The 19452-nt window shown below is 54.0% G+C and carries 19 protein-coding genes and 1 tRNA gene; 8 read left to right on the forward strand and 12 right to left on the reverse strand.

Annotated elements, in window-relative coordinates; translation table 11 throughout:
• The coding region (locus KAJ71_RS03650; protein WP_248944417.1) for an FKBP-type peptidyl-prolyl cis-trans isomerase N-terminal domain-containing protein at positions 1-1900 on the forward strand (1900 nt) is incomplete at its 5' end.
• On the opposite strand, the gene KAJ71_RS03655 is transcribed toward KAJ71_RS03650, so the two are convergent.
• The gene (locus KAJ71_RS03655) at positions 1894-2040 is read right to left on the reverse strand and encodes a hypothetical protein (protein WP_248944418.1); all 147 of its coding nucleotides are present in this window, start codon (positions 2038-2040) and stop codon (positions 1894-1896) included. The genes KAJ71_RS03650 and KAJ71_RS03655 overlap by 7 nt on opposite strands.
• A gap of 128 nt (positions 2041-2168) precedes the next feature.
• Between KAJ71_RS03655 and nac the strand changes: the two genes are divergently transcribed.
• Complete coding sequence (gene nac, locus KAJ71_RS03660; protein WP_248944419.1) at positions 2169-3092, forward strand: nitrogen assimilation transcriptional regulator NAC; 924 nt, start codon at positions 2169-2171, stop codon at positions 3090-3092.
• 30 nt (positions 3093-3122) lie between these two features.
• Here the strand turns inward: nac and KAJ71_RS03665 are convergent, their stop codons facing one another.
• The gene (locus KAJ71_RS03665; RefSeq protein ID WP_248944420.1) at positions 3123-4580 is read right to left on the reverse strand and encodes an AMP nucleosidase; all 1458 of its coding nucleotides are present in this window, start codon (positions 4578-4580) and stop codon (positions 3123-3125) included.
• Between the two features lie 533 nt (positions 4581-5113).
• Here KAJ71_RS03665 and KAJ71_RS03670 point away from each other — a divergent pair.
• The gene (locus KAJ71_RS03670) at positions 5114-6346 is read left to right on the forward strand and encodes a hypothetical protein (RefSeq protein ID WP_248944421.1); all 1233 of its coding nucleotides are present in this window, start codon (positions 5114-5116) and stop codon (positions 6344-6346) included.
• Positions 6347-6454: 108 nt separating this feature from the next.
• Here the strand turns inward: KAJ71_RS03670 and pagP are convergent, their stop codons facing one another.
• From pagP to KAJ71_RS03710, 8 genes are all read right to left on the reverse strand, one after another.
• Positions 6455-7024, reverse strand: a complete 570-nt coding sequence (gene pagP / locus KAJ71_RS03675) for a lipid IV(A) palmitoyltransferase PagP (protein WP_248944422.1) — start codon at positions 7022-7024, stop codon at positions 6455-6457.
• Positions 7025-7259: 235 nt separating this feature from the next.
• Positions 7260-8270 carry a type I glyceraldehyde-3-phosphate dehydrogenase gene (gene gap / locus KAJ71_RS03680; protein WP_248944423.1) on the reverse strand — a complete coding sequence of 337 codons (1011 nt, stop codon included), beginning with the start codon at positions 8268-8270 and terminating at the stop codon, positions 7260-7262.
• A gap of 77 nt (positions 8271-8347) precedes the next feature.
• Positions 8348-9328, reverse strand: coding sequence for a GlxA family transcriptional regulator (locus tag KAJ71_RS03685; RefSeq protein ID WP_248944424.1), 981 nt, complete (start codon positions 9326-9328; stop codon positions 8348-8350).
• A 146-nt stretch (positions 9329-9474) separates the two neighbouring features.
• A tRNA-Asn gene (locus KAJ71_RS03690) sits at positions 9475-9550 on the reverse strand.
• A gap of 93 nt (positions 9551-9643) precedes the next feature.
• A complete protein-coding gene (gene mtfA / locus KAJ71_RS03695) occupies positions 9644-10432 on the reverse strand; it encodes a DgsA anti-repressor MtfA (protein WP_248944425.1) in 789 nt (262 codons plus the stop codon).
• 321 nt (positions 10433-10753) lie between these two features.
• Positions 10754-10978 (reverse strand): HP1242/YdcH family protein, encoded by a 225-nt coding sequence (locus KAJ71_RS03700; protein ID WP_248944426.1) that lies wholly within the window; start codon positions 10976-10978, stop codon positions 10754-10756.
• Between the two features lie 109 nt (positions 10979-11087).
• Entirely contained in the window at positions 11088-12017 is a 930-nt protein-coding gene (locus KAJ71_RS03705) for a pyridoxamine 5'-phosphate oxidase family protein (protein WP_248944427.1), read from the reverse strand.
• 1 nt (position 12018) lies between these two features.
• Positions 12019-12645, reverse strand: coding sequence for a glutathione S-transferase (locus KAJ71_RS03710; protein ID WP_248944428.1), 627 nt, complete (start codon positions 12643-12645; stop codon positions 12019-12021).
• 101 nt (positions 12646-12746) lie between these two features.
• On the opposite strand from KAJ71_RS03710, the gene KAJ71_RS03715 reads away from it, so the two are divergent.
• From KAJ71_RS03715 to KAJ71_RS03735, 5 genes are all read left to right on the forward strand, one after another.
• Positions 12747-13652, forward strand: a complete 906-nt coding sequence (locus KAJ71_RS03715; protein ID WP_248944429.1) for a LysR family transcriptional regulator — start codon at positions 12747-12749, stop codon at positions 13650-13652.
• A 223-nt stretch (positions 13653-13875) separates the two neighbouring features.
• The gene (locus tag KAJ71_RS03720) at positions 13876-14691 is read left to right on the forward strand and encodes an alpha/beta hydrolase (protein ID WP_248944430.1); all 816 of its coding nucleotides are present in this window, start codon (positions 13876-13878) and stop codon (positions 14689-14691) included.
• Positions 14675-15046: a RidA family protein gene (locus KAJ71_RS03725; protein WP_248944431.1), complete on the forward strand. Its 372-nt coding sequence runs from the start codon at positions 14675-14677 to the stop codon at positions 15044-15046. The genes KAJ71_RS03720 and KAJ71_RS03725 overlap by 17 nt, the downstream gene beginning before the upstream one ends.
• 189 nt (positions 15047-15235) lie before the next feature.
• Entirely contained in the window at positions 15236-16420 is a 1185-nt protein-coding gene (locus KAJ71_RS03730) for an amino acid aminotransferase (RefSeq protein ID WP_248944432.1), read from the forward strand.
• Between the two features lie 15 nt (positions 16421-16435).
• Positions 16436-17839 (forward strand): amino acid permease, encoded by a 1404-nt coding sequence (locus KAJ71_RS03735; RefSeq protein WP_248944433.1) that lies wholly within the window; start codon positions 16436-16438, stop codon positions 17837-17839.
• 29 nt (positions 17840-17868) lie between these two features.
• Here the strand turns inward: KAJ71_RS03735 and paaY are convergent, their stop codons facing one another.
• Positions 17869-18465, reverse strand: a complete 597-nt coding sequence (gene paaY, locus KAJ71_RS03740) for a phenylacetic acid degradation protein PaaY (protein ID WP_248944434.1) — start codon at positions 18463-18465, stop codon at positions 17869-17871.
• Between the two features lie 12 nt (positions 18466-18477).
• Complete coding sequence (gene paaX / locus KAJ71_RS03745; RefSeq protein ID WP_248944435.1) at positions 18478-19419, reverse strand: phenylacetic acid degradation operon negative regulatory protein PaaX; 942 nt, start codon at positions 19417-19419, stop codon at positions 18478-18480.
• Between the last annotated feature and the right edge of the window lie 33 nt (positions 19420-19452).

Raw genomic sequence — 19452 nt, forward strand, 5'->3', positions numbered from 1 at the left:
ACTGGCCGCCCAAACCAAAGAGCGTGAGCAGAAGGCTCTGCAAGTAACACAGCTGCAAGATCAGCTGGCAGCGCGCAGTAAAGAGAACGAGCAAAAGACCCAACAGGCGATGGCGAAGCTGCAAGAACAGCTGGCAGCCCAAACCAAAGACAGTGAGCAGAAAGCTGAGCAGTTGCAACAGGCCAGTAGCAAGCTGCAAGATCAACTGACCGTACAAACCAAAGCCAATGATGAGAAAGCGCAACAGCTGCAGCAAAACCAGCAAGAACTGGCCAAGCTGCAGGCACAGTTGGCTACTCAGGCCAAGGACAGCGAGCAGAAAGTGCAGCAGGTCAAACAACTGCAGGAACAGTTGGCGGCGTCCAATAAGGATAATGAGCAGAAAGCCCAGCAGGTGAAGCAACTCCAGCAAGGCCAGCAAGAGTTGCTCAAGTTGCAGACCCAACTGGCTGCGCAGGCCAAGGATAGCGAACAAAAAACGCTACAGGCCAAGCAGTTGCAGGAACAGCTGGCGCTTAATAACAAAGATTTCGTGCAACAAGCTCAACAAATGAAGAAGTTGCAGCAAGAGTTGCTGACGTTGGCGAAGCTGCAAGACCAACTGACCGTGCAGACCAAAGACAGTGAACAGAAAGCGCAGCAGATAAAACAGCTGCAGGAACAGTTGACGGTTTATGGCAAAGACAACGATCATCAGAAAGCTCAGCAGGTTAAACAACTGCAGCAAAGCCAGCAGGAATTGGCGAAGTTGCAGGAGCAGTTAGCGGCTCAGACCAAAGACAGCGAGCAGAAAGCGCAGCAAATCGCTCAGTTGCAGAAGACGGGTCAGCAGGAGGCTGCCAAGCTGCAAGAGCAGTTAGCGGCTCAGACCAAAGACAGCGAGCAGAAAGCGCAGCAAATTGCTCAGTTGCAGAAGACGGGTCAGCAGGAGGCTGCCAAGCTGCAAGAGCAGTTAGCGGCTCAGACCAAAGACAGCGAGCAGAAAGCGCAGCAAATCGCTCAGTTGCAGAAGACGGGTCAGCAGGAGGCAGCCAAGCTGCAAGAGCAGTTAGCGGCTCAGACCAAAGACAGCGAGCAGAAAGCACAGCAAATTACTCAGTTGCAGAAGACGGGTCAGCAGGAGGCTGCCAAGCTGCAAGAGCAGTTGGCGGCTCAGACCAAAGACAGCGAGCAGAAGGCGCAGGATCTCGCCCAGCTGCAGCAAAAGCTGACTGCAGCCGAGAAAAAGCAAACGGCTGGCACGTCCGTGGTCGCGGAACCTAAAACGCAGGTAGAAAAACGCGATTATGCGATCGGTACTGCGTTGGGTAACGATATTCTGGAATTGCTCAACAGCAAAAAGGCGCAGGGTGTCGATGTGAACCGCCAACTGGCGCTGGCAGGTGTGGCTGATGTGATCAACGGCCAGACCAAATTGGCTCAAGAACAGATTGCCAAGGCCCTGTATGAAAGCGAGTTGGAGCTGAACGATAAGCATAAAAAGATCAAGCAGCAGAACGAAAAGAAAGGCATCAGCTATATCGATAAGTTCAAAAAGCAGCCACGCGTCGTTCGGTCTGAGCAAGGCTTCTATTACCGCGTCGACTACGTTGGTGATAGCGCGATTGGTGAGGGTGATACCGTCGCCGTGGTGGTTAAGGAGAGCTTGACCGACGGTAAAGTGATCAAGGATATGGATCTGGCTGGCACCTCGATCTCGCAGCCGTTGAGCGCCTATCCACCGCTGTTCCGTGAAGCACTAGGTAAGCTGAAGAACCACGGTAACATGACCCTGGTGGTGCCGCCTGAACTGGCCTATGGCGACAAAGGTATGGCACCGGAAATCCCACCGGGTGCGACTATGGTCTATAACGTACGCATCCTGGATGTCATACCGGCCTCCGAGCAAAAAGCTCAGTAACCCAATAACAACCCCGCCAGACGATCGGCGGGTTTTTTTACTTTTTTATCTGAACCACGCAGGGGATCGGCAATGCTCCAGCGTGGTGCAGAACCAGGCTTAACCTCTTCCCCCCGTCCTGCCTTATCGTTACCTTTCATTATTTTTTAATCACTTAGATTTATAAAAAAGTGAATGTCCTGCCTGGCCCGATTTTTGCAGGAGTTGATATTAATGACGATGTAGTCAAGTTATCGGCTAAGGCAGTTAACCGTAGGTAGGAGCCACGATGAATTTCAGACGCTTGAAGTATTTCGTAAAGATCGTCGATATCGGCAGCCTGACTCAGGCGGCGGAAGTGTTGCATATTGCGCAGCCCGCGCTGAGCCAGCAAGTTGCCACCCTGGAAGGGGAGCTGAAGCAGCAATTGCTGATCCGTACCAAACGCGGAGTGATGCCCACGGAGGCCGGCAATATTCTTTATGCTCATGCGCAAACCATTCTTCAGCAGTGCGTGCAGGCTCAGCAAGCGGTGATCAGCAGTGGGGAAACGATGGCTGGGCAGGTTGCGGTCGGCCTGGTGCAAGGCAGTGTGGCCTCGCAGTTGGCGCTGCCGCTGTTGCAAGCGGTACGCGATCGGCATCCTGGTATTTTGCTAAGTCTGAATGAAAATATCGGCAACGCGTTGAGCCATCAGGTGGCGACGCAGGCTCTGGATATGGCGGTCATGTACGGGCAAAACATGCAACCGAACCTGAGCGTCACGGCGTTGGCGAAAGAGGATTTGTATCTGGTCGCGGCAAGAAGCATCCTTTATCCGGGCAACAGCATCGATTTATCGGCGGTGAGCCGGTTTAATCTGTTTTTGCCGCGTGAGGGGGACGTGGTGCGTGGCCTGATCGATGAGGCTCTGGCGCTGCGCCAACTCACGGCGAATGTGATTGGTGAGATCGAATCCCATAGCATGCTTTGTGCCGCTATCGCTGGCGGAATGGGGGCGACGATCCTGCCAGAATCGATTGCCAGGGCAATGATCGGCCCGGCCAAGGCCTGGATGACCCGCCTCAATGCCCCGGCGCTTTCGGTGCCGCTGGCGTTGGTGATTTCCGGCCAAAAACCACTTACTGCGGCCGCAGGAGCAGTGAAGGAGATCCTGCTGGCCATTACCGCCAGCCATCATCAGCCGACGCGAGTGCTGGCTTTGGCGCAGTAGGGGCGCCGCATGCGGCGCCCAGCCTTTGGATTAGCGGAACGGCGGCTCGTTAAAGGTGCGCAGTTTGCGTGAATGCAGGTGTTCACCTTCAGCCCGCAGCAGGTCGATAGCACAAATCCCGATCTGCAAGTGTTCCGAAATCGCGCCTTCATAGAAACGGTTGGCCTGGCCCGGCAGTTTTATCTCGCCATGCAGCGGTTTATCAGACACGCACAGCAACGTGCCATAAGGCACTCGGAAGCGATAACCCTGCGCCGCGATGGTGGCACTTTCCATATCGACGGCGACGGCGCGGCTGAGGTTAAAGCGCAGTGCGGAGGCTGAATAGCGCAGCTCCCAGTTGCGATCATCGGTGGTGACCACCGTACCGGTGCGTAACCGCTGTTTTACCGCCTCTCCCGGCATACCGCTTACCGTTTTGGTAGCGTCATATAGCGCGCGCTGAACTTCCGCGATGCTTGGGATTGGGATATCTGGTGGCAGCACCGAGTCTAAGACATGATCGTCACGCAGATAGGCGTGGGCCAACACATAATCACCAATCGACTGACTTTCCCGCAGGCCGCCGCAGTGGCCAATCATCAGCCAGGCATGCGGCCGCAGCACTGCCAGGTGATCGCAGATGGTTTTGGCGTTGGAAGGGCCGACACCGATATTGACCAGCGTGATCCCCTGGCCATCGTTGGCGATCAGGTGATAGGCGGGCATCTGGTGGTTCTTCCAGGCCAGATCGGATACGGTCTGCTCTGGATTTGGTGTTTCTGCCGTCACAAAGTGCCCACCGGCACAAGACAGCGCGATATAGGGGCTGGCGGGGTCGGCGATCTGGCTACACGCCCAGCGAACAAACTCATCGACATAGCGTGTGTAGTTGGTAAACAACACAAAGTGCTGAAAATGCTCTACTGGCGTGCCGGTGTAGTGCCGCAGGCGGGCCAGTGAGAAATCGGTTCGCAGTGCGTCAAAGTGGGAGAGTGGAAAATGGTTGGCAAAAGGAGACAGGCCGTCTGCATTTTCATCACCAATCTGCGCCAGTTCGGTGGTGGGGAAATGCTTGGTAAGTCCGGCACTCATGGTTCTGTCCAAGGCCAGATCGGAGCCGTCGATCACATAGGGGAAGGGGATCTCCTGTTGGGAGGGAACCACTTCGATCACGGCGGCATATTCACTGGTCAGCATTGCTAGCTGTTCGGCAAGATAAGGGCGGAACAGCTGCGGCCGGGTGATGGTGGTGGTGTAGCTGCCGGGCCGGGTAAAACGGCCATAGGCGCGGGTTCTTGGATGATCGGGATGCTCACCATCCCAGCGCACGCGCAGTTTTGGGTAGGAAAACAGCCCAGAGGCACGGGCCTGCGCCTCTGGCAGGGTGCCATCCGCGATAAATTCTTTGATGGCGGTGCGTAAGGCGTTGACCGATGCATCATACAGTACTTCGAGTTGGTCGAGGGCTTGCAGGGCAGTCAGCGACGTATTTTTGGGGGTATTCATTGTTTTTCCTCGGTTCTTGCGATACTTCAGCATAGCGTAAAGCGTTGGCCGAATGAATCTATCTGCTATTGTACTAACGCGATAAAGAGATCTTGCCAACGCCCTTCAATCAGTGTCTCCCATGGTTATTAACTGTTAAATGCTATTGAACAATAAGCCTATTTTAACCACCGATAAAATCCCATGCCTTAATGGGGAGGACATTGCAAGGCCAGTAAGTACGAGATTCTGCCGTTTTTAGACTGCGGGGAAATAATCTCAGGCTCAACGTGGAGGGTGAAAAACTATAGTATTGCTAATTGATTTTCACCATTGCGGGGTTGAAACAACATCTGGCGTCGCCTACGCTTTGCAGGCGTATTGCGTTTCTCTCCGGCGAGTTATCTCGCTAATGGAGAAGTAATCCACTGAGGAACCAGAGCAACAGCGATATGAGAAGCCACCACTATGCTGCCCGGTTTTCCCTAGGGGAAGTTTATCTGGGCGGTGCTTTGCAACCTCTGCGGATTTATTTTGAGTCAGGAGAGTACGCTATGATAACGATACCTCGTTTAGTCATTTTCACCGTTGCTGCACTGTTTTTCGCAAGGGCTGGGCTAGCACACAGCGATGAAAACCTTGCCATGAATGATCCCGATAAAATGGCCTGGACACTATTTCTTGAAGTTAATGCCGATGCGAAAACACAGGAGAATAACAATGCGTTATTTGAAACCTGGGCGAGCGACGGTGATACCTTTCAACCTACTCCTACCTGGCCAGTGACGGCAAACCCGCTGGCGCTTAAGCCTCGGGCGCTGAGCTTGACGGAGTTGAGGGCGCATTCTGCTGGCGGTTCAGCCGTGGAAGTGGTTCCGGGGAACAAGACTGGCAAAAATCCCGCCGAGGAAACCCGGCGTAACAGGCCCGCTTTTGACTTTATCGTTGCCAACAATCTTTACAAGGTGTCCGGGCTGAAAGCGGCGTACGCTGCTAACAAGAAACTCAGCTTCCCGGTGGACTCTATCGAGGTCAAAGCCAACTGGGTTGAGGTGAGTGAGCTTCATGAGTTTAATGGTTTTACCGGTACTCTGGCCGATGCGCAGGAGCTTTATCACGTCAATTCCGTCGGGGATAAGCATTACGCGTTGGTGGCCATGCATGTGATCTCGAAGGTGGTGCCTAATTGGACTTGGGCCACCTTCGAGCATAAGGACAACCCTGGTCGCTGCGACGTTTTCGGCTGTAAGGACAATTTTGGTGCGCAACCTGCAGCCGTAGCGCCGATTTCGGCGGTAGAGTCGAAGCAACACTATCCTGATTGTGCCAAAACTCCCGAACTGACCGCACTCTTTCAGCAGGCGAAGATAGATCCAGCGTTTACCAACTATTGTCTCAAAGGTTCTCAGGCTGACTTTACCGATGACACCGGGTTGGCCATTCGACTCAGCAACTCGGTGACGGAGAAGGGGTTTGTCGCTCAAGGCTCCTGTATGACCTGTCATGGCCGTGCCGCCTTTGACGATACCGGCAAGATGAGTTCCTTCGCCGGTTTTGACTCGGTCAGCATTAATCTGCCTGGTTCGGGGAATGCGCAGGTAGGACCGATCAATCCGAATTGGTTCTGGGTGCCGCAGAACCCGCCGTCAATGCCAATGCTGGCGGGAGACAAGAATATCGTTCGGATCGCTCAGGCGTCTGACTTTGTCTGGTCGATACCTTTCTGCGCAATCGATGATACGGCCAATCCACCCCAAACCACCTCGAAGTTCTGTAGCGGGAAGTAGCGTTTCGAGCGTTGGCAGTAGTCTTGTCGGTTACTCGGCAACTGTGCTGTAAACTCCCCCTCACGTGACACAGAACTAAAGCAAGCGGGCGTAGAAATGCTGCGCCTGCTAAAAGCTAAAGCGTAACCATGCAAACAGCACGTTGCCGTTGTTGTAGGTACCAGGGATATAGGTGAACTGAACGGTTGCCTGCTTATAGCCAGCGGAGAACAGTGGCAGCACGATCGGCAATGGAATGTAGTTGCCGAAATCTTCGCGTGCGGTGATCCCCGCCGTTACCCCAAGCCCAAGGCGGAAATCTTGATTCTGATCCAGATACCAGCCCTTTTCCCAGCCATAGCCGACAATCGGCTGCCACTCATTGTGGGAGTCTTTAAACATCATCGCGTACAGGGCACTCCAGTTGCCTTCTTCGTTATAGCGGGAAACCCCGAAGCCACCGCCCCACGGCATCTCATTGTAATGATCCGTCTCGTCGTACATAAAACGGGCGTGCCAACTGATAAAGGGTAGATACAGATCGTGGTATTGCGGGTCTTCCCAAGTTTGCGCGACACCGCTGGTTAAAGAATTCCACCAACCCGAGACCCTCCCTGAGCTTTGTTCCGGTTCTGCCGCACGAGTTGGCGTGGTTAGCAACAACAGCCCCGTCCAGACCACTGCAAGAAACATCCGCATAGCGTGCTCCTTTGATGAGTAATGACCCATATTATTCTGTTTACGACGCAATTTTTCTCTTTAAAGGTATCGCACCAGCCATTGCTGCCCTGACAAGTTAAAGTCTAGCCGATGGTTGGTGCTTTTCTGATAATCGCTAAAATTCATTGGTTGGTTCGTGGCGGGATGGAGAGGGGGCTACGGGGCTTACAGCTTAGGGGCTAGGGGCGCTGCATACAGCGCCCGCTTAGAGAAACTACAAACCGCGTTGGTCCATCAAAACAGCCAGGTCAACCAGACGGTTAGAGAAAGCCCATTCGTTGTCATACCATGCGAGGATCTTCACCAGATTGCCACCAATGACCAGCGTAGACAGCCCGTCGATAATTGATGACCGTGGATCACCCTGATAGTCGCTCGATACCAAAGGCTCATCACTGTAGCCCAAGATATCTTTCAACGGTCCGGATGTTGCCGCTTTGCGAAATGCCGCGTTCACTTCTTCTACCGTCACGTCACGTTTGAGCGTGACGGTCAAATCAACAATAGACACTACGGGTACTGGCACGCGCAGTGAATAGCCGGTCAGGCGTCCATCCAATTCCGGGATCACTTTACCGAGTGCTTTAGCCGCACCGCTAGAATAAGGCACGATAGACAGTGCTGCGGCACGGGCTCCGCGCAGATCTTTTTCCGGTTGATCATGCAGAGCCTGGCTGTTGGTATAGGCATGTGTGGTGTTCATCAAGCCATGCTCAATACCGAAACTTTGGTGCAGGATCTGTGCTGCCGGTGCCAAACCGTTAGTCGTACAGCTGCCGTTGCTGACCACTTTATGCAAGGCTGGATCGTATTTCTCATGGTTGACCCCCATCACGACCGTGATGTCATCATCTTTACCAGGCGCAGATAAAATCACGCGTTTTGCGCCGCCCTTGGTGATGTGTACTTCGGCTTTGGCTTTGTCGGTGAAGAATCCGGTGGCTTCGATAACTAAATCAACCCCCACGCTGCTCCAGGCAATTGCGCCAGGATCGCGTTCGGAGAACACGTGGATGATTTTGCCATCCACCCGTAACTGTCCTTCGGAGGCTTCAACACTGGCGGCCAACTTGCCTTGCAGCGAGTCGTATTTCAGAAGATGAGCCAGGGTTTTGCTGTCGGTCAGGTCATTGATTGCCACGACCTGAAAGTCACTACGCCCCAGTGCGGCGCGCAGTACGTTTCTGCCAATTCGACCAAACCCATTAATGCCTACTTTGACCATGATGTGCTCCTAGGTGAGTTATCTGGTTCCAAAATAGTACCTGGGTGATTTGGCGTAAATGACAAATAACAATCAATTTAGGACATAGTGCGAGCGTGAAAACGCTCCCGATAATCTGACGGTGTGAGCTGTAAATTTCTTTCGAACACGCGACGCAGGTTGAGGCTGTTGCCAAAGCCCGTGGCAGCGGCGATGTGTTCGAGTTTATCCGAGCTTTGTTCCAGATGTTGCCGTGCAACGTCGAGTCGGACTTCTTCCACATACTTGGCAGGGCTGATCCCGGTTTCACGGGTGAAAACGCGGGTAAAATTCCTTGGGCTCATGGCAACATGCTCCGCCAGCCTTTCAACGGATAAATCGCCGGAGAGGTTTTGCAGTATCCACGCTTGCAGGTCACGGATTGGGCCAGGCGAACTGGCTTGGCTGAGCAGAAAACGGCTGAACTGTGATTGTCCGCCGGGGCGACGCAGGAACATCACCAAGTCTTGGGCGACATCGCGCGCCAACGTGAAGCTGTGATCGTCTTCCACTAAAGCCAGCGTAAGGTCGAAGCCAGAACTGACGCCAGCGGAGGTCCAGATATTGCCGTCCTGAAGATAAATCGGCCCTTTCTCAACGTGGACAGTGGGGAATTGAGCTTGCATCGCTTCAAGTAGCCGCCAGTGCGTGGTGGCACGGCGGCCATCAAGCAGACCGGCCTGAGCCAATAACCACGCACCGCTGCAAATCGATACGACCCGCCGTGCAGACGGCGCTGCCTGACGCAGCCAATTGACGACGATATCGCCTTCCTCAATGCTCGTACCTCTGCCAGTGATCATAATGGTGTCACGCGGCAGGGTGGGTTCAAGGTCTGCGAGACGGTGATCGGCCAGCAGGTTTAACCCCGACATCCCCTGGATCACGCGGTGCGCCTGGGGCGTGGCAATCGACACCTGATACGGTGGATGTGCGGGAGCCGTCGGCCTCAAACGGTTGGCTTGCATCAGGATATCGGCAATGCCCGTAGGCTCGAATAACATGCCCCCTTCGGGGACGATAATCAAAAATGTGTGCATGTCCTTAAAATATAAATTAGACAAAATAAGTCAAGTGCGGGGTTGTGTGAGAGGACGCTGACTGGGTTGATAGGTAGTTGGGGCGTTGGGAGGCTAATGAAAAAGCAAAAAGCCCGCTTAGTTGCCTAAGCGGGCTTTTCTAAATATGGCTCCTCTGACTGGACTCGAACCAGTGACATACGGATTAACAGTCCGCCGTTCTACCGACTGAACTACAGAGGAATCGTGTGAACGGGGCGCATCATATCCAGCCGTTCAGATCGTGTCAACGCAAAATTGATTATGGTGGTGCGACAGCTCATCATCTGAGCAAACTCAGTCACGTTGTGGCTCGCAGTCTGCATACCAACGCTGTAAACGGGCCAACGGGTTTTGTTTGTAGAAGCGGCTGAAATGCTCGTACAACGCGGGGAAGCGGTTGGCCAGTAGCTCCGGGGCGCTAAAGAAATACTCGGAAAGCACGGCGAAGCACTCTGCCGGATCGCTGGCGGCGTAGGCATCCATACTGGCAGCCTCTTCACCTACCATATCGATTTCATCCTGCAGGTTTTCCATCGCGGCGTGTAAATCGTATTCCCAGGCGGCAATATCGCGCAGGGGGATTGGGGGGACACCGGTAGCTGTGCCGCCATTACGCATATCCAGTTTGTGCACCGCTTCATGGATCACCAGGTTGAAACCGGAAAGGTCGAAGGAGTCTTGCACGTCTAGCCAGTTGAGCACGATAGGCCCCTGTTCCCAGCTTTGGCCTGCTTGTACCACCGGCCCGGAATGCACCAGACCAATATCGTCCTGCCATTCATCCTCCACCACGAAAGGGGTTGGGTAGAGCAGGATCTCATTAAAACCGTCCAGGCATTCTGCCCCCAGCTCCATCACCGGCAATGCAAACAGCAGGGCAATACGCGCCTGCATCAGGGATGTCAGTTCCAACCCTTGTAAAGGCACGATACGTTTATTTTGCAAAATCTGGCTGGCAACCGCCACCAAACGCCGTTGCTCTTGCTCATCCAAAGGCGAGAGCAGGGGGATAGACAGGGCTTCCTGCCAGTCGGCAAACGTTTCCGCCTGCGCTTGATTTGCTTTCCACGGCCATTTAATCATTGCGTTGCTCTAAGGGTCACTGGAACATTCGGCTGGGGCTGATATCGTCAACATGCCGCAAAAAGGGGCACTGTAGTAAGCGTTTCACGCAGAGATGCCGGAGTGGCCGAACACGACGGTCATGCAAACTGTCTCGGGGCTACCCACTATGAGGATTAAAACCTCTCTCTACGCTACTATTCAATCACTTACGCTCAAGTTTGTCTGTGACCAAAGTCCCGAAGAATGGAATCCGAAGCGTTAGATAAGCAATTTTATTCAAATGGGTTTAATGGAGCTCAAAACGGTCGATCCCCGCAATAGCGCGGGGATCGGCGGGTGCTACTTGGCTGCGGCTTCCTCTGCCTTGAGTATTTTGTGTATCTCGTCCTTGATATGTAGCTTCTCTTTTTTCAAGCGAACCACTTCGTCAGAGTAGCCGTTGCCTGCTGGCCCTTCTAACCTGGAGATTTGGTGGTCGAGTTGGTTGTGCTTTTCAAACAATGATTGGAAGCGGGGGTGGCTTGATTTCAGGTGCGATATTAACTCACGGTATTCTGGAAACATGCTCAAGCTCCTTTGAGTCAAACTGTACACGGGAGGGCTTCTCCACTTTCACTGTAACCCAGCGCGAATTTTTTAAAATGGCGCTAGCTAGCAAAAACGGCACCTGTTGTTAAACCTGGCCTTCAGTGGGATTTTGCCAAATCCCGGTGTGTAACGTTGCCGGAGAGAACTCAACGTTTCTGCCGCGCCAGCCCAATGCCTGGCGAAAACGCCACGCATTGGTGATATCAAACCGCCAGTAGCGTTCGGCACCTTCGACGGCTGCGTTTTCAGCCTGCCATAAAATCTGTGTTTCCCCTTGCAGATGTAAAATATCCCCTAGAGTGAAATCGATAAACAGCAGTGCCGCCCGTGGCTGAGCCAACAAGTTACCCAGCGTGTTCATATAACGGTTGCCGCGAAAGTCCGGTATCCACAGGGTGTCGCCAGCCAGATGGATGAACCCTGGTTTACCACCGCGATGCGAGATATCCACACCGCCTTGTGCTAAATCACCGTGGGCATAGCTGGCCACAAAACAGGTATCCGCCTGTTGGATCAGTTGCCGGGCCTGATCATCTAAAGCATTCAACAGCTCAATGGGAGCGGCAACGTTCGGCTCGGCGAATAGCTCCCGCCGTTGAATGTACTGCGGGCAGTTGCCAAAACTCTGTTGTACCGCGATCTCCACGCGGTTTTTATCTGTGCGGCTAATGACGCCGTTTACCCGGTTGCGCCTGCGGTTACTGAAATCCAACCCCAGTGCGCCGACGGGCTGGCCGGGAAAGAGCGCTGCTTGAGCAGGATCGTCCGCCCGGCGCGGCGCGCTGATCCGCAAGTGTGTCTCATCGGGCGAGCGCAAAAAACCGGCGGGGCCACTGAACAACGTAGCCACTGGCCACTGCCGTTCATCCAGTGTGGCAACAAACAGATAGGGCAGATGAGCGAAGAACTCACGATGTTGATCAGGCATGGCGGTGTAGATATTCCCGCTTACCGCATCAAAACCGGCCAGATCCTGTGCCAACTGTTCATCGGGATGAAACATGGAGGGGATCATGTTATTGACCTACAGCCTGGTCTGGCAAGGGTAACGCAGGCATAGGGAAGAACCCGGGCAGCGCGGCGATGAGATCTATCCAACGCTGGATCGCCGGGAAGCCCTTGAGGGAAAGCCCACCTTCCGGGGCGACAGCCACGTAGCTGTAACAAGCCAGATCGGCAATTGTCGGTAATGAGGTTGCCAAAAATTCACGTTCTGCCAAGTGCTGCTCTAACTGTGGTAGAAAGCGTGCGCTGATGGCTTGTGCAGACTGGTAGTTCTCTGGTGCAGAAAATTGCACTACCATCCGACAGGATGCAGGGCCGTAGCGTACCTCTCCGGCCGCTTTGGAAAGCCAGACTTGTACTTGGGCGGCTAGCAACGGATCTTCCGGCAGCCAATGGCTATCTGGCGCATAGCGTTTCACCAGGTACACCATGATGGCGTTGCTGTCGGTCAATACTTGCTCATCGGCCAGCAATACCGGGACCTGCCCAACGGGATTAAGCTGCAGAAACGCCTCGCTACAGCGCACCGTAGCCGGAGCGTCACAATATTCGTAAGGCAGATTGAGCATCCGCAGCAGCAGTTCGACGCGGTGGCAATGGCCAGAGGCCGGGGTGCCGTACAGTTTCAACGTTTGCATGGTGAGTCTCCTTTAGGGTGTCACTGCCTAGAATACTCTTGCGTTAAATGATGGGTATCCGGGAAGATGGCAATTGATAATTTCACTTGGCGGAATAGTCTATGGATCGTTTGGACGAGTTAGCGATTTTTGTGGCGGTGATCCAGCAGCGGAGTTTGGCCGGTGCGGCCCGCAAGCTGCGTCGTTCCGCTCCGGCGGTGACACGGGCTATCACTTCGCTGGAGCAGCGGTTTGGTGCGCGGCTGGTGGAACGTACGACCCGGCGTCTGGCACCCACGGAGGCTGGGTTGCGTTTAGCCGAACGTGCCCGTGCTCTGTTACATGACTATCAAGATGCGGTGATGGATACCGCAGAGGCCCAATTGAGCGGGCTGCTGCGTATTACTTCGCCGGTGCAGTTTGGGCGTAAGCACGTGGCGCCAATGGTGATGGCTTTTCTCGAACGCTACCCGCAAATCCAGATCGACATGCAGCTAAACGACCGCAATCTGGAGTTGATCGATGAAGGGCTGGACGTGGCGGTGCGGATAGGTCATTTACAGGATTCATCCAAGGTGGCGCGTAAGCTCGGAGAGGTAACTCTCATCACCGTGGCTAGCCCTGCCTATCTGGCGCAACGTGGGGAGCCGCAGGAACCGGTGCAGTTGAGCGGCCATGACACTATTGTTGGCACTCTACGTCCGTCATCCGGTGAATGGCGCTTTGGCCCTAATGAAAACGGTGAGCGGGTGCGTTTAACGCCGCGCTTGTTGTTAAACGAGGTGGAAACCCAACTGTTGGCGGTGCGGGCTGGCAAGGGGATTGCCCGGCTGCTGTCTTATCAGGTGGCGGACGATCTGGCCAATGGCACGCTGGTGCGGCTGTTGGCCGCCTACGAGCCTCAACCGATGCCGGTGCAACTGGTGGCGAATAACGTGCAATACATGCCGCTGAAGGTGCGAACCTTTTGGGATTACGCCTATCAGCAACTCAGCCAAGTAGCACATATACAACCAGCTCGCCTGTAGGGGCGCCGCATGCTGCGCCCACTTATCCTTTGCCATTAATTTATTTTAGAGTTTCATGGATGAAACTTAAAATAACGCCTAAGTGTTTAACCGGTGAAACTTATAGCCTGAAAAATTAAATTTATATCGCTAATCACGCATTGTTGCATCAGCCGTGTTGACAATATTTTAACAAGTTGCTAATAGTTAACTCACATCTTAAATAAGAAACAAAGTTTAATATATGAAACTTCTAGCGGGCAGTTACGATAACGCAACGACGGTGGCTGATGAAAACGAGATCCTGCTCTCATTTCAATCCCGCAGTCAGCGAGTTTACCAACAGCAACGTCATGAACTGGATATTGCTTATGGGGATCAACCGCGTGAAGTTTTTGACTGGTTTTATTCAGCTAAAGAATATAAAGGCACGATAATATTTATTCACGGCGGCTATTGGCAATTTTGTGATAAACAGGATTTTGCTTTTATTGCCAGCACGCCATTGTCATTAGGTTTTGATGTTGTGCTGGTGGAATATACTTTGGCACCGGCGGCTAATCTGGCCGATATTTGCCAGCAAATGGGGGTGGCGCTGGATGCCATCGATCGGCGGCTGAAGCCGCGTGGCAAAAAGCCGGTTTATCTCATTGGTCATTCTGCCGGTGGGCATCTGGCGGCATATTGGCAACACCATTCGCTGGTGCAGGCGGTATTTCCCATCAGCGGTATTTTTGAGTTGCAGCCGTTGCTGGCCAGCTACGTCAACCAACAGCTAAAGCTGACCACCCAGCAGATAGAGGCCCTAAGCCCAGCGCGTAATATACCGCTATCTTTGAAGCCCATGGTGTTGTTTTACGGTGCGGCAGAGTTGCCGGAGCTGATCGGACAATCGCTTTATTATTATTCAGCATTGCGGGAACAGGGGTTGCCAGTTAGCCGTTATGCGCTCCCCGATGCTAATCATTACAGCGTGCTGGATGCGGTATTTGCTGCCGATGGCGCTCTGCACCGTTTCCTGCTTACCGAAGGAGAGAACCTTGATGCGTACAGTCATTGAAACCGGCCTGCCGGAGATCGGGCAACCTTTTTCCTGGGCGACCAAGGGCGGGGGGATGTTATTCACCGCTCATGGCCCGGTCCGCCAGGATGGTACGATTGAAACCGGCGACCCGGAAAAACAGATCACATTGACGTTTGATAATTTAGCCACCACGCTGAAGGCCGCCAATAGCCATAGCGATAATGTATTACAGGTTATTGTTTATCTTACCGATGTGAATGACGTTAAGTTGCTCGATAATATCTACAAACAGTACTTTAATTATCCGTATCCCAACCGCTCAACGGTGATTGTTGATAAATTGGTGGTGCCAGGGATGAAAATAGAAATCACCGTTAGCGCTATCGCTTAATTAACAATTAAATTTAAATATTAAATACCCTATGAATTTCAAGTTACAGCTAGGCGACAAGTGCGTGTGTCCCCGGGAGCTTACTTAAGTAAGTGACCGGGGCTCACGCACGCAGATAACAACGCTGTAGCTTGAAAGGCGACGGGTATTCACCTGCTGATTCATTACATAATGAGTTAAGGATGATCTATGTTCGCACATATTACCCCGTCAACGCCCGATCCTATTATGTCACTGATGGAAGCCTATATGCAGGATGCTAATCCGCAAAAGGTTAACTTAGGTATCGGTCTGTATTACGATCATCAGGGTAATATTCCCCTGATGCAGGCCGTGCATATTGCCGAACAGCGTTTACTGGAACAGCAGCGGCCGCATACTTACCCGCCAATTGAAGGTTCTGCACTGTTTGCCCGCCAGATCCAGACGCTGCTGTTTGGTGAACCGGCGGACCGTATTGCCACGGTGCAAAGCGTGGGTGGCTCTGGTGCGCTGAAGCTGGGTGCCGATTTTATTTACCATTATCTGGCACGCCGTGAAATCTGGGTTTCCGATCCTACCTGGGCCAACCACTGGGCGATCTTCGAAGGGGCAGGGTTGAGGGTGAATACCTACCCGTATTTCGACGATGCGTCTGGTCAACTGCGTTTTGAAGCCATGCTCGACACGCTCTCTGCCATGCCGGAAGGCGCTGTGGTGCTATTGCATCCTTGCTGTCATAACCCCACTGGCACCGATCTTAGCCCTGCGCAATGGCAGGCAGTGATCGAGGTGGTGCAACGGCGTCGGCTGCTGCCTTTCTTTGACATCGCCTATCAAGGTTTTGGCGACGGGCTGGACGAAGACTGCTTCGCGCTGCGAGCGATGTTGAAAACCGACGTCGATTTTCTGGTCAGCAACTCCTTTTCCAAGAACGTGGCGCTGTATGGCCAGCGTTTAGGGGGGCTATCGGTGCGCTGCGCTACGGCCGAGGCTGCGGTAAATGTTAAAGGCGCATTGAAGACGCTGATCCGCCGCAGTTATTCCTGTCCACCGACTCATGGTAGCCAGATTGTGGAAACCCTGCTGGCAGACTCGCAGCTATACCAACTGTGGGCCAGTGAATTGACCACCATGCGCCAACGCATCAAACAGATGCGCGTTGGCCTGGCAGCTGGTTTGGAGCAGGGCGGTACCACGCTGGACTACACCCGCATTCGCGATCAAAAGGGTATGTTCAGCTACACCGGGTTGAATGAACGTCAGCTCGGCCAACTGCGGCAGCAATATTCCATTTATCTGGTGGCACCCGGCAGGATGTGTTTGCCTGGCCTCAACCAGCAAAACCTGGACTATGTGACCGCTGCCATCCTTGACGTTACCCGTACCGCATAGAAAAGGTGAGCAACCATGAAAGATGCGAAACGTTTTGACGCTATTGCCCAGCGGCAGGATGGGCTGAAAAAGCACCTGACCGCCGGGCAGATGTCGATGCTGGCGATCGGTGGGGCCATCGGTACCGGCCTGTTTCTGGGGAGTGCTTACGCGATCCAGATGGCTGGGCCAAGCGTACTGCTGAGCTATTTTATCGGCGGGGTGATTGCGCTACTGCTGATGGGATGCCTGGCGGAAATGACCTCCGAGCACCCAACCCCAGGGTCGTTCGGCGACTATGCCGAGTTCTACCTCAGTCCGCTGTTTGGCTTTCTGGTGCGCTATTCCTATTGGTCTTGCGTGGTGTTGGCGGTGGGTACCGAGGTGACGGCCATCGGCATGTATATGCAGTTCTGGTTCCCAGGCACGCCGATTTGGCCGTGGGTGCTGTTATTCTCGGCGGCAGTGATCGTCGTCAATGTGATTGGGGTGAAGTCTTTTGGCCAGGTGGAGTATGCACTCTCTACCGTCAAGGTGGTGGCCATTTCAGCATTTATCCTGATCGGCATCGGCATACTGGCGTTTTCCGCCAACCCGACCTTTGGCATGCGTAATTTCACCGACAACGGCGGCTTTTTCCCGTTCGGGGTGAAAGGGATGTGGTTTGCGGTGATCGTATCGATATTCAGCTATCTGAGTATTGAGATGATTGCGGTTGCCGCTGGGGAAGCGAAAAACCCAGTGGTTGCAGTGAAAAGCGCGTTCAAAGGCACCATTCTGCGGTTGTTTATCTTCTATATGATGTCGATAGCGCTGATGCTGGCCATCGTGCCGTGGCGGCAGTCTGGCACCGGTGAAAGCCCGTTCCTGGTGGCGATGAACGTGATCCATCTGCCTGCTGCCGCCGGGATATTTAACTTTGTGGTACTGATTGCTGCACTGTCTGCCATGAACAGCCAACTGTATATCACCACCCGTATGATGTTTTCACTGTCACGTGCCGGGCAGGCACCGGCGGCGTTGGGGCGGCTTAGCAAACGGGGTATTCCGGTCAACGCGCTGGCGCTCTCCTGCGTGGGGATTATTGTCTCTATCGTGCTGAGCATTGCCGCCCCAGAGCAATCCTTCGCGGTGATGATGTCGATCTCGGTATACGGTGCCTGTTTCACCTGGCTGATGATCTTTGTTACCCACCTGTTCTTCCGCCGCCAGCATACGCAGACGCATCTCAAGTTCCGCATGTGGGGTTATCCTTACTTTACCTTGGCGGGGGCGCTCCTGATGGCCGGCTTGATGATAACCACGCTGTTCACGGACTTCTTTAGAATGACGCTGTGGTTTGGCATTCCCTTCACCGCGCTGTTGGTGGCCATCTATTTCTACAGCCGACGAGGGCAGACATCGGTTGCAACTGAAGCATCGGTGCAGGGTATGGAGTAATGTTGACCGGGCTGCGGCCCGGCCAAGCACTAAAGCTGGCTTTTGGGGATGATGTGATCGCCGAAGTTCAGGCGTTGGCGCCCTGGCTCCGGTGCAGTGAGGGGGGCTACTTCTCTCAGGCTGTTTTTGCAGCGTAAGACCAACTCCTGATACTGGAGCGTGCCGGTGCGTTTCCAGGCTAATTCCTGTTCGGTCAGTTCGCGGATCACCCTTGCCGGGCTGCCGATCACCAGTTGGTTGGCGGCAATCTCCGCAGCGGCCTTGACGAAGGCACCCGCGCCGACGATGGTATTCTCACCAATGATCGCTCCGTCCATGATGACGGCATTCATGCCGATCATCGCGTTACGGCGCACGCGGCAACCGTGCAGAATGGCGCTGTGGCCGATATGCCCATCTTGTTCCACCACCGTGTCTTGCAACGGAAAGCCGTGCATCACGCAGTTATCCTGCACGTTGGCACCGTCTTCGACCACAATGCGCCCAAAGTCGCCGCGCAGGCTGGCATTGGGGCCGATGTAGACGCCTTTGCCGATAATCACGTCGCCAATCAGCACCGCGGTGGGGTGAACATAACTGCTGGGATCGACCACTGGCGTCAAACCGTCAATTTGATACACGGGCATAGCGCAAACTCCTCAAAATGTAGTGGGATCGCGCGGCAATCCGCCAAAGCGGCGATAGTAACCGGCACTGGGTGCAGGTAAGGTGCCGATGGAGGTTTCTGCCAAAGCGCTGACATATTCCGTCGCGGCGCGATCCACTCGCTGATAGATATTGATGCACAGGTTACGGGCTATCTGGCCCTCCCATTGAGCGGGTAACAGGGCATCCGGCAGCAGGGGATCTTTCAACACCACGCGGCGGAAAAAGTGGATTAATAATAGCTTAATCTGAAAACATCGCAGGGGCGTCAGTTCCTGCTCGTCGGCTTCGCGCAGTAAGGCCATCAACGGGCGGAAGGAAACGATAAACTCATGGTAGTAACCGGCCACCTCGCTCAACGACCAGCAGTTGGCGACCATTTGCCGCAGCGTCTGTTCGGAACGGTTATAGGGATAGTCGGCACGGAAGTAGATCACTTGTTCGCTGGCGTTGAGCTCACCGAGCAGGGCAGTGACGTCGGTTTGCGCATGGGTAGGCGCGGCCATCAGGTTGTTGGCGATCTGGCCAAAGCCCAGCCAACCCAGCTCTTTTTTCAGCCGTGCACGCTCGGTTTTTTCCGCATTTTCCAACAGCAGCAGCTCCCATTTGCCATCCCATTGCGGCTGCTCGCTGAGGTAGATTTTGGATTCGGCATGGCGAAACTGGCGCATACCCTGTTCCGTAACGCGGTAATAGCTGCGGCGGCCGATTTTCTCTACGTCCAGCCAGCCCTCTTTTTGCAAACGAAATACCGAGGTACGAACAAAACGATCGCCAAAGCCAAGCGCTTCCAACAGTGCGCTTAGGCTGCCCAGCCAAACCTCACCGCCGCGATGGCTCAGCGCATCGCCGTAGAGTGAGATGATCAGCGAGGTGCCGCTGATCGGTTGGGCGCTTAACGCATGGCGGATAAAGTCGTCCAGTTTATGTTCCATATTTTTCCCTGGGTAAGCCTTTGCTGAGACACG

Origin of the sequence: Serratia silvae (assembly GCF_023282985.1) — a bacterium.
Lineage (GTDB): Bacteria > Pseudomonadota > Gammaproteobacteria > Enterobacterales > Enterobacteriaceae > Chania > Chania silvae.

Coding starts and splice junctions, on each gene's coding strand:
- KAJ71_RS03655 (WP_248944418.1), bottom strand. CDS start 2,040: ATGAAAGGTAACGATAAGGCAGGACGGGGGGAAGAGGTTAAGCCTGGT.
- nac (WP_248944419.1), top strand. CDS start 2,169: ATGAATTTCAGACGCTTGAAGTATTTCGTAAAGATCGTCGATATCGGC.
- KAJ71_RS03665 (WP_248944420.1), bottom strand. CDS start 4,580: ATGAATACCCCCAAAAATACGTCGCTGACTGCCCTGCAAGCCCTCGAC.
- KAJ71_RS03670 (WP_248944421.1), top strand. CDS start 5,114: ATGATAACGATACCTCGTTTAGTCATTTTCACCGTTGCTGCACTGTTT.
- pagP (WP_248944422.1), bottom strand. CDS start 7,024: ATGCGGATGTTTCTTGCAGTGGTCTGGACGGGGCTGTTGTTGCTAACC.
- gap (WP_248944423.1), bottom strand. CDS start 8,270: ATGGTCAAAGTAGGCATTAATGGGTTTGGTCGAATTGGCAGAAACGTA.
- KAJ71_RS03685 (WP_248944424.1), bottom strand. CDS start 9,328: ATGCACACATTTTTGATTATCGTCCCCGAAGGGGGCATGTTATTCGAG.
- mtfA (WP_248944425.1), bottom strand. CDS start 10,432: ATGATTAAATGGCCGTGGAAAGCAAATCAAGCGCAGGCGGAAACGTTT.
- KAJ71_RS03700 (WP_248944426.1), bottom strand. CDS start 10,978: ATGTTTCCAGAATACCGTGAGTTAATATCGCACCTGAAATCAAGCCAC.
- KAJ71_RS03705 (WP_248944427.1), bottom strand. CDS start 12,017: ATGATCCCCTCCATGTTTCATCCCGATGAACAGTTGGCACAGGATCTG.
- KAJ71_RS03710 (WP_248944428.1), bottom strand. CDS start 12,645: ATGCAAACGTTGAAACTGTACGGCACCCCGGCCTCTGGCCATTGCCAC.
- KAJ71_RS03715 (WP_248944429.1), top strand. CDS start 12,747: ATGGATCGTTTGGACGAGTTAGCGATTTTTGTGGCGGTGATCCAGCAG.
- KAJ71_RS03720 (WP_248944430.1), top strand. CDS start 13,876: ATGAAACTTCTAGCGGGCAGTTACGATAACGCAACGACGGTGGCTGAT.
- KAJ71_RS03725 (WP_248944431.1), top strand. CDS start 14,675: ATGCGTACAGTCATTGAAACCGGCCTGCCGGAGATCGGGCAACCTTTT.
- KAJ71_RS03730 (WP_248944432.1), top strand. CDS start 15,236: ATGTTCGCACATATTACCCCGTCAACGCCCGATCCTATTATGTCACTG.
- KAJ71_RS03735 (WP_248944433.1), top strand. CDS start 16,436: ATGAAAGATGCGAAACGTTTTGACGCTATTGCCCAGCGGCAGGATGGG.
- paaY (WP_248944434.1), bottom strand. CDS start 18,465: ATGCCCGTGTATCAAATTGACGGTTTGACGCCAGTGGTCGATCCCAGC.
- paaX (WP_248944435.1), bottom strand. CDS start 19,419: ATGGAACATAAACTGGACGACTTTATCCGCCATGCGTTAAGCGCCCAA.